The sequence below is a fragment of the Parabacteroides sp. Y3-G-102 genome, assembly GCF_023656845.1.
In the GTDB taxonomy this organism is placed as follows: domain Bacteria; phylum Bacteroidota; class Bacteroidia; order Bacteroidales; family Tannerellaceae; genus Parabacteroides; species Parabacteroides distasonis.
This window is the reverse complement of record NZ_JAMOKU010000001.1, coordinates 235,374-245,171: the sequence shown is the minus strand read 5'-3', so window position 1 is coordinate 245,171 and position 9,798 is coordinate 235,374. Positions and strand designations below refer to the sequence as shown.

Sequence of the window (9,798 nt, the reverse complement as noted above, 5' to 3'; positions counted from 1 at the left end):
CAGCTTCACGATCGGCAACGAGAAGGTGAACGTTCTGGAGGCGTTGGCGATGGCCGGCGACATGACGATCTACGGCGTACGTGACAACGTGAAGCTGATCCGCGAGGACGAGAGCGGGAAGCGTGAGATCATCAACCTTGACCTGAACGACGCCGGTATCGTGACCTCCCCGTATTATTATTTGAAACAGAACGACATCCTTTATGTCACGCCGAACGAGACGAAGGCGAAGAACTCCGATATCGGAAACAGCACGACGTTGTGGGTGAGCTCGATCTCGATCTTGGTCTCGATCGCCGGCCTGTTGGTGAACATACTTAAATAATTGAAAATAGAGAATTGAGAATTGAAAATTTAGAGAGATGGTGGACGATGGTATAAATACAAGCAATAATAATAATAACAATAACAATCCGGAGGGGGAGGATCGTGAGATCAATCTTTACGCCGTGTTTTTCAAGTATATGGTTTATTGGCCTTGGTTCGTGGCGAGCGTACTGGCCTGCTGCATCGGGATGTACGTGTTCCTGCGTTACCAGACGCCGGTGTATAACGTCACGTCGTCGGTGCTGATCAAGGAGGACGAGAAGAAGGGGGCTAACGCCGCCAGCGGCTTGGCTGCGATACAGGACCTCGGCATGCTCTCGATGACGAGCAACTTCGACAACGAGGTCGAGATCCTGAGGTCTCGCACGTTGATCAAGAAGGTGGTGAGTGACATGGGCCTGTATATCGACATGGAGGAGTCGAACGCCTTGGGCTTCAACCCCCCGTTATATAAGAACTCCCCCGTTAACGTGTTCATCACCCCCGAGGAGGCGGACCGTCTGGTGGCCCCTGTGGAGTTGCGCATGCGCTATACCGTGGACGGGAGGCTGGGCGTGAGGGCCGAGTATAAGATCGATAAGGAGGGTGACTGGGAGACGATGGAGCAGGGCTTCGACAGGCTCCCCGCCATATTGCCCACCCCCGTGGGGGTTTTTAGTTTCACGGGCATGGATTCCATACCCGAGTTGGAGGGCGGGGAGATCGAGCTGGTCGCCCACGTCCATACCCCCACGTCCACTGCCGAGGCTTACGGCAAGGAGTTGAGCGTGACGCCCTCGTCCAAGACGACGACGATCGCCAAGGTATCCTTGAAGAACACGGTGAGGCGACGAGGCGTTGATTTCATCAATCGCTTGGTGTCGTTCTACAACCAGGACGCCAACGACGAGAAGAACGAGGTGGCGCAGAAGACGGCCGAGTTCATCGAGGAGCGCATCGGCATCATCAACGGCGAGCTGGGCACTACGGAGAGCGAGCTGGCTGCCTTCAAGCAACGCTCCGGCCTGACGAATTTGACGAGCGACGCCCAGATGGCGTTGCAGGAAAGCTCGAGGTATGAGCAACAACGTACGGAGAACGCCACGCAGATCAACTTGGTGCAGTATCTCCGCAATTATATCGACGATCCTGCGAACATGGACGAGGTGATCCCTGCCAACGTGGGCCTGCGGGATCAAAACCTCACCTCTGTCATCGACCAGTACAACACGATGATCATCGAGCGCAAGCGCCTGTTGCGCACCTCTTCGGACAGCAACCCGGCGATCATCAACATGAACGCCGGCATCGAGGCTATGCGCCGCAACGTGAAGACGACGGTGAACAGCGTCCTGAGGGGCCTCCAGATCGCCAAGGCGGACATCGACCGTCAGGCGAGCAAGTTCGAGAGCCGCATCAGCGATGCCCCGAGGCAGGAGAAGGAGTTCATGACGATCTCCCGCCAGCAGGAGATCAAGGCCACGTTGTACATCATGCTGTTGCAGAAGCGTGAGGAGAACGCCATCACGCTGGCGGCCACGGCGAACAACGGCCGCATCATCGAGGAGCCGCTCGCCGATGAGCGTCCTGTCGCCCCGAAGAGGATGGTCTTCATGCTTGCGGCGTTGATCTTGGGCCTGGCGATCCCGGTGGGCATTGTCTACCTTCATGACCTGTTGAAATACAAGATCGAGAACCGTGAGGACGTTGAGGCGATCACGGGGGTGGCTATTTTGGCGGAGCTCCCGTTGGCCAAGAAGACGGGTGAGGGCTCGATCGTGGTGCGTGAGAACAAGAACGACCTGATGGAGGAGATGTTCCGGGGGTTGCGCACGAACCTCTTGTTCATGCTAGGCAAGGACGAGCGTGTGATCCTTTTCAGCTCCACGCAACCGGGCGAGGGCAAGTCTTTCGTCGCTGGCAACTTGGCGGTGAGCTTGGCTTACTTGGGCAAGAGGGTGGTGGTGGTCGGCATGGACATCCGCAAGCCGGGCTTGAACAAGGTGTTCAATATCTCCCGTAAGATGGAGGGCATCACGAACTACCTGAGCGACCCGGATCACGTGGAGTTGTTCGACATGGTCCAGCGATCCGATATCAGCCCTAACCTCGATATCCTCCCGGGCGGTCCTATTCCCCCGAACCCGACTGAGCTGGTTGCCCGTGACGTGCTGGAGAGGGCTATCGCCCGGTTGAAGGAACGCTACGACTATGTCATCTTGGACACGGCCCCTATCGGCATGGTTACGGACACGGCGATCATCGGCCGTGTGGCTGACATGTGCGTGTACGTCTGCCGTGCGGACGTGACACCGAAGGCCGGTTTCAGCTACATCAACGTGTTGCGGCGTGAGCGTAAGTTCCCGAAGCTTGCGACGGTCATCAATGGCCTGGACATGAGCAAGCGGAAGAATAGTTACGGTTATGGTTACGGCAAGAAATACGGCTACGGCAAGGGATACGGTTATGGCTACGGCTATGGTTACGGTTTCGAGGCCGGTGACAAGAAGAAATAGAAAGGTAAACAATAACAACGAACTTATAATTATGGAAAAGAATGGAACCGTAACACGGACAGGAGTGTCGGTGGAGGAATCGGAACAGGTTATCTTTGATGGGATGAACGCTTTCGAGCGCAATGTAAAACGTATGGGGGATTGTGCGTTGGCGTTTTTGGCCTTGATCGTATTCTCCCCGCTGTTTTTACTTTGTTATATCGCCGTAAAGCGGGAGGATGGAGGCCCGGCGATCTTTAAGCAAGAGCGTATCGGTCGTTTCGGTCGCCCGTTCAACATCTATAAGTTCCGCAGTATGCGTCTGGATGCGGAGAAGTTCGGTCCGGCCCTTTACAAGGGTGGGGCAGATCCCCGGATGACCCGTGTCGGAAAATTCCTCCGGGTACATCACTTGGACGAGCTGCCCCAGTTATGGAATGTCTTCGTGGGCGACATGTCCTTTATCGGTCCCCGTCCCGAGCGTAAGTTCTACATCGACCAGATCATGGAGCGTGATCCCCGTTACCGTTACCTCTACCAGATCCGTCCGGGGGTGACCTCTTACGCCACGCTCTACAATGGGTATACGGACACGGTCGATAAGATGCTCCGCCGCTTGCGTTACGACCTGTTCTATCTGGAGCATCGCTCTTGGCTGTTCGATTTCAAGATATTGGTGAAGACCTTCTTGAATATAGCGTTCGGTAAGAAATTCTAATGCTAGATCTCCCCGTATTCCTCCCTTGCATCAAAGCAGGGGCAAGCCTTACGGATATAGGGGCTAAGTTGGTAATGTCCTAGGATGCGTGCCTCCGGGTAGTCCCTTCGTAATTGCCGTAGCAGATCCATCAAGGTACAGCGCTGGGCGTAGGTCCGGGTATCGGCTGGACGGCCTTGTTCGTCGAGTCCTCCCTCGTAACATATACCGATACTTTTGTCGTTCCATCCGGCTGCGTGCGCCCCGATCTGGTTGACCGGTCGGCAACGATGTAGCTCCCCGTCCCGTGTGATATAGAAATGATAGCCGATATCGGCGAATCCCCGTGCCTTGTGCGATGAACGGAGCGCCTCCACAGGAAAATCCCTGTCATATCGTGTGGCCGAGCAATGAATTACAAGGAGTCTGACCTCCCTGTAATTCTGGTAGAAACAATAAGCCTTACCCATGATAATTGAAAATTAGAGAATACAGGATTGGATGCCAAGTGCCCCTGCGATGGCGGTAGCTACGGCGATGATCACTTTGATAATAGTACTCCATACGGACTTTTTCATGATAATTAATAATTAATAGTGAATAATGAATTGAATAATGATATCCCGGCTGATATAAGAGGAAAGCTTCGCTTTCCTTCGGACGGCCTCAGCGGACGGGCGTCAAGCGAAGAGACCGTAGCGAGCGCCCGGAGCATCCCTGTCTGAGCGAAGCGAGTTGGGATGCGACAGCGAGCGTAGGTCTCGAAGTAGCCCGTCAGCGTCAGCCTTGACCTTTTGGTTACTTTTGGGTCAAGCCAAAAGTGACACGTTAGATCTCATCAGGCGACTCCGAATCCCCACCCCCAGCAGCCGGCTTCTTCGAGATATCCACGGTAGTCTCCCCAGCCTTCTCCGCACGGAGTACCGCTTGCTGAGCCTTGCGGGTAGCCACGGGCTGGAACTCCAGCCCGGCGAAGACATTCTTCAAGTCCTCGCCCGGTATATACTGGATACTAACCCCGGTGATGTTTGTAGATGTGAATTTCTCAAGACTCTCCGCACCCTCGTTGAGGATATGGAGCCGGAATTTACCCAGTTCGCCGAAATCCACCTGTTTCCCCTCTTGGAGGGCATCGAGCAGGTTCTCGACAGTGGAGATCAATACCGCCACCACATCTGCCCGGCTGACGGTGGTTTGCATGGATACCCGGCGGCTCAGCTGCTTGAGCGATAGCTCACCATTGATCTGTGCCGTGGCGTACGCTTTCGCCGGCTCGTCTTTCTTGATAGGGTTGGTCCGAAGGGACACGCTGTAATTTAAAGCCATAGATTTGATAATTAAAAATTGATAATTGAAAATTGAAAATGAAATCGATTTGTTTTCGATAACGAATGTACGACATTCGGTTTCCTCTGAAATGAATACCGCTGACAGTGGATGAATAAGGGAGATAAAAGAGGAGATATACTGAAAAATAGACCTCCGTATAGTTGTTCGTATCGTATGTTTTAAGTATCTTTATACCAATAAGATAAATCTTAAAAATGCGAACGATATGCGAACAGGATACACACAAATCGACGAGTGGCCCGTGCGGCCTTATTCCAAGCGGGAGCTGGCCATGGCCTACGCCCCCGAGATCAGCCCCGTCTCGGCCCTGAATCGGCTGGCGGAATGGATGCGGTATAACGATCGGCTGACCCGGGAGCTTGGTGATACGGGCTACCGCCCGAGGCAACGGGTCTTCACCTCCCTGCAAGTGGAGCTGATCTTCCGTTACTTGGGTCGTCCTTGAGAGGAGACACCGCCACCCGTCGGTATAGGCGAGCGGCGATGCCGGTACTGGCATCAGACAACGCCAGTACTGGCGTAGGGCTGCGACGGTAGTGCTTACGGGCGATGACAGTAGTGGCATTTCCTTCATTCCTTCATTCCTTCGGGCGTCCCTCACGCACACACACGTGCGAGGAGAAAGCGTACTCGCCCCGTGCGGTCTTGATCAGTGTTCCCTTCTCCAGCATCCGTTTGAGGGAGGAGTCGAGTGTTTTCTCGGGTATGCCGTTCTTCGCTGCCTCCTCCACGGCCTGCCGACGGCAGAACATCATTGGGAGGGCATTGAATAAAGCCTGTTCAGGAGAGGTCTGGACAGGGATGGCCTCGGAGGTAGGCAGGAAGCCCAGCACGTAGCTCGAATGGCGGTAAAGAGGCTCTATGAGCGTGAGTACGGCTTGGAAATCCTCGTCGGTGACCCGCAGGTCCAGCTTGGGGACGATACCATCCTTGATATTCTCGATGGGGATCTCCGGGGCGGGGGAGAGACCGGGGAAATTGAAAATGGAAAATTGAGAATTGAAAATTTTTTGTTGGGGAGGGAGGAATTTCTCCAAGGCTCTCAACAGGGCTACTATACTCAGGATCCGGCAGGTATTGATGGCGATACGGGCCACGGCGCTTCGCATGGAACCTCCATAGGCGTAACCGGCGTGGGAGAATAACTGGGCGAACCGTTGGTTGAACAGCTCTTTCTGTTTCTCGGATAGCCTTAGCTGGATCGTTTGGACCGATCCGTTGATCAGGTCCAGTACCTGTTTCCATTGTGTTCCCCATGTGGCGAAGCGTAGGCCGTAATCCTCGCCTTCCGAATCGAATTGGTCCATCCACTCATCGATGGGTGGCATGAAATAGAATAACTGGCGAGAGAACAGGCCGTTCTCCGCCGAGGGGATCAGCGGCTTTACTTGCGCCGGGGTTCCACTTAGCAATACGCTGAGATAAGACTCATCGCATTCCCGGTACTCATGATTGGTACGCCGGTTGAAGGCCAGTCGCTCATGGTCGTGGCATTTACGCAAGGTATCGCTCCAATGGCCGTGATCCGCTCCGATGGCGGTACTCACGGTATCAGCCTCGGTCTCGCAGATCAGTCCCACGCCGTCGGCCTCTATGAGGTTCTCTAAGATACCGGTACCCGAGTTATCGCCGGCTATGAGGAACATCTTGAGGGGCGGTTGTTCCGGCTCGAGCGTCTCGGAGCGTTTCTTGCCGAGTGAGTCCCATCGGTTCTTTTCCTCCCGATAATTCTTTAGGCTGTCTTTGTAGCGGGCCATCATCTCCTCGTGAATAGGTTCAGCTAGGCGCCTGACCCATGTCAAGGCTCCTTTTCCGGAGGCGGGAGGCGCTACGATGAAGGTTTGTAGGCATGGGTACATGTATTTTTGTCCGTATAATACCCGTACCCGCTTGTTCAAGGTGCCCCCGAGTACGGTGAATACTCCCAGCAGGAGTATGTCACGCTGGGCGATGGAGTTCCCGCAATCGATCATCTGCTTGATGAACGGGGGCCACGGATAATCCGGGAAAGCGGGTGGCAAGTCCTCACGTGCGTACGTATGTGCGTGTGTGGGTGTGAGAGGGGCTTGAAGGTTTGAAGGATTCTTGTTCTCCCTCGGGTATTGGCGGAAGGTGTCGGCCAGTTGCTTGTCCGTTTTTACGCCGGCAATCTCGGCCCAGTGGAAAACGGAGCCTAATCCGTTGCGCCCGTTGCCCGCTTTGAGGGCGTGGTCGTATAGCTTGTCCGCTTCTTCGTAGAGGTATTTCTCGGACAGGCGGCAGATGCGATGAAAGAACGTCCTTCCCGCTTCCCCGCAATCGTTGGCGGTGGCGAAGGCGATCGGCATATACTCTTGGTAAGTGGGAGCGATGTTCGCCCCTTGGTGTTCGATGGCGGCGACAAGCCGCTCTAAATCTGATAATGGATTCATTTGATTTATAAGTTATAATTTATGATTTAAACTGTCAACTGTCATTTGTCAACTATCAACTCTCCCGCAACTTAGCGGAGGGATCATGGCAGAGGAAACACGCCCGTGAGAGATCGGCGTTTGAGGCATCCGCATTCAATCCGTATTTCCATTTCAGGTATTCCCATGCCGATAGCCGTGCCTTATCAAAAGATTCCTCTATGGAAGCCTTGGGTGAGAGCCGGTAGGGGACGAGCAGTTTCACGCCTGTGGTGCTTGGGCTGACGAAAGCTAGGTCCGGTCTCAGTTTATTATCGGCGAACAAGGTGTCTCGCCAGTGGAGGGTTTCCTCCGGCGAGGGGAGATGGTCGATATCGATGACAAACTCTCCGGAAAGGAATAACAGGCGGTCTTCCTTGCGATAGGAGAAGACCCCGGCCGGTGTGACGTATGGCAGTAAGTTTTGCTTCAGTTTGCGGAACCGTTTCTCGTCGCTCAAAGCGTCCTGTACGCTGAGCGTTCGTTCTTTCAGCCACTCGTTGGAGGTGATATAGGTATGCAACTGTTTGACACTGGTCACGCCACTCGGCACTTGATTGGAGATGGGGGCGTTGAAAAAGGACATGATACATTCTTTCATTAACTCGTTTGATTTAAAGTTTAGGCTGGTAAAGGAAAGGTAAAAGAGTGAGAAAAAACGGTCCGGTAAGTTATTTGCACCTATCGGTAAGTTATTTGCTCATAAAAGTAATTCGGTGACAGGAAAAAGAAGAAGATATGAGTGAAGAGAAAGCGAGCCCGTGTGTGCTGCACATCCATGGCGAGAACATACAGGTGCTGCCCAACGCCATGTTTGCCATTCAATATATTTGCTTGGACCCGGGAGAAAAGCCGGAGGTCGTTTCGGAAAAAGACGTGAGGCCGGATCCGGAGCCGTGTGATTTATTAGCCTCCTATATCCAAGACGAGGAGGTGCGTCACGACTTCGTGAAGCGAATCGCCCAATGCCCGGATGTGGCCACCCTCTGCCAAACGGTGCTGACCGACCTTTTCAACGAGGTCTTTTGCGACTGCGTGGAACCGGCCAAACTTATCAAGAGCAAGGAATTCATCAACGCCATCATCCCCCTGCTCCCCTTCAAGCAAGGCAAGAGCTTGCGCAATATCCGGCGGGCGATCGTGAAGTATGTGCTGGGGGAGGGGTAGAGGGACTGCATATTTTGATATTTAGAGGAGAAATGTTTGCGATAAAGGAGAAAATGGATATATTTGCCTAATAAAGAAAATGAGTTATGAATGCGACGATCGTTCCTGAAATGAATATTCCGAATATGGATACTTATTGGAGTATCCTTAAAAACTTGAGTTCGGATATGAAGTTAGAGCTAATATCCCGGCTTTCTAAATCATTGTTAAGCAAGGATCAGTCCATAGATGATAATTGGGCCTCGCAATTTGCCGGGGAGTGGAAAGATTCCCGTTCCGCTGAGTCGATCATAGAGGATATCCGAAATTCACGAACCTCAAATCGTGAAATAGAACTGTGATATGAAGAAATACCTTTTGGATACGAGTATTTGTGTTTTTCTGTTCCGTCGTAAATATGGAATAGCGGAAAAACTCCAAAAGGTTGGGGCATTGCAATGTTATGTGTCGGAGGTCACCATCGCAGAATTGAAATATGGCGCATATAAAAGTGATCGTATCAAAGAGAACCTTGATTTGATAGATCGATTTATTAGGTTGATAAACATTGTACCTTTTACAGACTCCATCGAGTTCTACGCTCAAGAAAAGAATCGCCTTCGTTCGTTGGGTGTATCCATAGAGGATTTTGATTTGCTCATAGGTTCAGCAGCCTGTAGCGGCAACTTGATCCTAGTTACAGATAATGTAAAGCATTTTGCGAATATAAAGGGATTGGCTATTGAGAATTGGGTAAAGCGATAGTCTTCATTAAGCAGACTGGAACTCATAAGATGCACAATAATGCCATCGAACGAATGTTCCGACACATAGCCATTGGTCGCCGTAACTGGTTGCACAGTGGCAGCCATTTTGCCGCATCGAATATAGGGTTTATGTATTCACTCCTTGAAAGCTGCAAACTTACCTTTGTACCAAGTGAAAAAATAAATGTCATAGAGTTTATGAGAACGGACGTGTTAAATCGAATAAAAGAGACCTTGCGTAAGGTTGTACCGGCTGGAGGACATGCTTTTTTTGTATGGCTCGCAGGCTAGGGACGAGGCACGTCCAGATTCGGATTGGGATATATTGATCTTGTTGGACAAGCTAAAAATCGAGGTGGAGGATTATGACAATGTATCTTATCCGTTAGTGGAACTAGGTTGGTCGTTAAACGAGTGCGTCAGCCCGGTGCTTTACACCTTGAAAGATTGGATGAGATACCATTTCTCCCCCTTTGTACACAACGTAAAAGACGAGGGGATACGATTGCTATGAGTTTGAGTGCGGAAGATATAACAGCGGATCAAGGCGCAAACCCATAACGGGGTAGTCGGTCAATTAGGATTGAATTATGTCTCTAAAGGCCTAT

15 protein-coding genes are annotated in these 9,798 nt (G+C 52.2%); 9 read left to right on the top strand and 6 right to left on the bottom strand.

Annotated elements, in window-relative coordinates; all coding sequences use genetic code 11:
- The 3 genes from NBH16_RS01140 to NBH16_RS01130 form a co-directional block, all read left to right on the top strand.
- Positions 1-325, top strand: a 325-nt coding sequence (locus tag NBH16_RS01140) for a polysaccharide biosynthesis/export family protein (protein ID WP_502921406.1), incomplete at its 5' end; no start/stop codon positions are given.
- 37 nt (positions 326-362) lie between these two features.
- Positions 363-2,822 (top strand): GumC family protein, encoded by a 2,460-nt coding sequence (locus NBH16_RS01135; protein ID WP_250787970.1) that lies wholly within the window; start codon positions 363-365, stop codon positions 2,820-2,822.
- Between the two features lie 31 nt (positions 2,823-2,853).
- Positions 2,854-3,519: a sugar transferase gene (locus NBH16_RS01130; RefSeq protein ID WP_005867954.1), complete on the top strand. Its 666-nt coding sequence runs from the start codon at positions 2,854-2,856 to the stop codon at positions 3,517-3,519.
- 2 nt (positions 3,520-3,521) lie between these two features.
- Here the strand turns inward: NBH16_RS01130 and NBH16_RS01125 are convergent, their stop codons facing one another.
- The 4 genes from NBH16_RS01125 to NBH16_RS01115 are packed head-to-tail and all read right to left on the bottom strand — an operon-like array spanning position 3,522 to position 4,824.
- On the bottom strand, positions 3,522-3,968 hold the full coding sequence (locus tag NBH16_RS01125) for an N-acetylmuramoyl-L-alanine amidase (protein WP_008778242.1): 447 nt from the start codon (positions 3,966-3,968) through the stop codon (positions 3,522-3,524).
- A gap of 12 nt (positions 3,969-3,980) precedes the next feature.
- Positions 3,981-4,076 carry a smalltalk protein gene (locus NBH16_RS01120; protein ID WP_005855736.1) on the bottom strand — a complete coding sequence of 32 codons (96 nt, stop codon included), beginning with the start codon at positions 4,074-4,076 and terminating at the stop codon, positions 3,981-3,983.
- Between the two features lie 5 nt (positions 4,077-4,081).
- Positions 4,082-4,282: a hypothetical protein gene (locus NBH16_RS23535; protein ID WP_082211456.1), complete on the bottom strand. Its 201-nt coding sequence runs from the start codon at positions 4,280-4,282 to the stop codon at positions 4,082-4,084.
- Between the two features lie 44 nt (positions 4,283-4,326).
- Positions 4,327-4,824 (bottom strand): HU family DNA-binding protein, encoded by a 498-nt coding sequence (locus NBH16_RS01115; RefSeq protein ID WP_005855743.1) that lies wholly within the window; start codon positions 4,822-4,824, stop codon positions 4,327-4,329.
- Between the two features lie 229 nt (positions 4,825-5,053).
- Here NBH16_RS01115 and NBH16_RS01110 point away from each other — a divergent pair, with 229 nt between their 5' ends.
- A complete protein-coding gene (locus tag NBH16_RS01110) occupies positions 5,054-5,293 on the top strand; it encodes a DUF4248 domain-containing protein (RefSeq protein WP_005855745.1) in 240 nt (79 codons plus the stop codon).
- Between the two features lie 133 nt (positions 5,294-5,426).
- Here NBH16_RS01110 and NBH16_RS01105 read toward each other — a convergent pair whose 3' ends face one another.
- Together NBH16_RS01105 and NBH16_RS01100 are read right to left on the bottom strand one after the other, a co-directional pair.
- Entirely contained in the window at positions 5,427-7,259 is a 1,833-nt protein-coding gene (locus NBH16_RS01105; RefSeq protein WP_250787968.1) for a DUF3987 domain-containing protein, read from the bottom strand.
- Positions 7,260-7,314: 55 nt separating this feature from the next.
- Positions 7,315-7,878, bottom strand: a complete 564-nt coding sequence (locus tag NBH16_RS01100; RefSeq protein WP_005855750.1) for a BT4734/BF3469 family protein — start codon at positions 7,876-7,878, stop codon at positions 7,315-7,317.
- A gap of 137 nt (positions 7,879-8,015) precedes the next feature.
- On the opposite strand from NBH16_RS01100, the gene NBH16_RS01095 reads away from it, so the two are divergent.
- The 5 genes from NBH16_RS01095 to NBH16_RS01080 all read left to right on the top strand — a co-directional run bounded on the left by NBH16_RS01095 (position 8,016) and on the right by NBH16_RS01080 (position 9,704).
- On the top strand, positions 8,016-8,444 hold the full coding sequence (locus NBH16_RS01095) for a hypothetical protein (protein ID WP_005855752.1): 429 nt from the start codon (positions 8,016-8,018) through the stop codon (positions 8,442-8,444).
- 86 nt (positions 8,445-8,530) lie between these two features.
- Positions 8,531-8,785, top strand: coding sequence for a hypothetical protein (locus tag NBH16_RS01090; protein WP_005867958.1), 255 nt, complete (start codon positions 8,531-8,533; stop codon positions 8,783-8,785).
- A 1-nt stretch (position 8,786) separates the two neighbouring features.
- On the top strand, positions 8,787-9,188 hold the full coding sequence (locus NBH16_RS01085) for a type II toxin-antitoxin system VapC family toxin (RefSeq protein ID WP_005867959.1): 402 nt from the start codon (positions 8,787-8,789) through the stop codon (positions 9,186-9,188).
- On the top strand, positions 9,173-9,481 hold the full coding sequence (locus NBH16_RS23350; RefSeq protein ID WP_227793779.1) for an IS66 family transposase: 309 nt from the start codon (positions 9,173-9,175) through the stop codon (positions 9,479-9,481). Before NBH16_RS01085 ends, NBH16_RS23350 begins: the two co-directional genes overlap by 16 nt.
- Positions 9,453-9,704 (top strand): nucleotidyltransferase domain-containing protein, encoded by a 252-nt coding sequence (locus NBH16_RS01080; protein ID WP_008778244.1) that lies wholly within the window; start codon positions 9,453-9,455, stop codon positions 9,702-9,704. Before NBH16_RS23350 ends, NBH16_RS01080 begins: the two co-directional genes overlap by 29 nt.
- Positions 9,705-9,798 lie beyond the last annotated feature (94 nt).

What these genes read in the sequence shown, in the direction of transcription:
- NBH16_RS01090 (WP_005867958.1), top strand. Translation starts at nt 8,531, where the DNA reads ATGAATGCGACGATCGTTCCTGAAATGAATATTCCGAATATGGATACT.
- NBH16_RS01110 (WP_005855745.1), top strand. Translation starts at nt 5,054, where the DNA reads ATGCGAACAGGATACACACAAATCGACGAGTGGCCCGTGCGGCCTTAT.
- NBH16_RS01105 (WP_250787968.1), bottom strand. Translation starts at nt 7,259, where the DNA reads ATGAATCCATTATCAGATTTAGAGCGGCTTGTCGCCGCCATCGAACAC.
- NBH16_RS01085 (WP_005867959.1), top strand. Translation starts at nt 8,787, where the DNA reads ATGAAGAAATACCTTTTGGATACGAGTATTTGTGTTTTTCTGTTCCGT.
- NBH16_RS01120 (WP_005855736.1), bottom strand. Translation starts at nt 4,076, where the DNA reads ATGAAAAAGTCCGTATGGAGTACTATTATCAAAGTGATCATCGCCGTA.
- NBH16_RS01100 (WP_005855750.1), bottom strand. Translation starts at nt 7,878, where the DNA reads ATGAAAGAATGTATCATGTCCTTTTTCAACGCCCCCATCTCCAATCAA.
- NBH16_RS01135 (WP_250787970.1), top strand. Translation starts at nt 363, where the DNA reads ATGGTGGACGATGGTATAAATACAAGCAATAATAATAATAACAATAAC.
- NBH16_RS01115 (WP_005855743.1), bottom strand. Translation starts at nt 4,824, where the DNA reads ATGGCTTTAAATTACAGCGTGTCCCTTCGGACCAACCCTATCAAGAAA.
- NBH16_RS01080 (WP_008778244.1), top strand. Translation starts at nt 9,453, where the DNA reads ATGCTTTTTTTGTATGGCTCGCAGGCTAGGGACGAGGCACGTCCAGAT.
- NBH16_RS01130 (WP_005867954.1), top strand. Translation starts at nt 2,854, where the DNA reads ATGGAAAAGAATGGAACCGTAACACGGACAGGAGTGTCGGTGGAGGAA.
- NBH16_RS01095 (WP_005855752.1), top strand. Translation starts at nt 8,016, where the DNA reads ATGAGTGAAGAGAAAGCGAGCCCGTGTGTGCTGCACATCCATGGCGAG.
- NBH16_RS01125 (WP_008778242.1), bottom strand. Translation starts at nt 3,968, where the DNA reads ATGGGTAAGGCTTATTGTTTCTACCAGAATTACAGGGAGGTCAGACTC.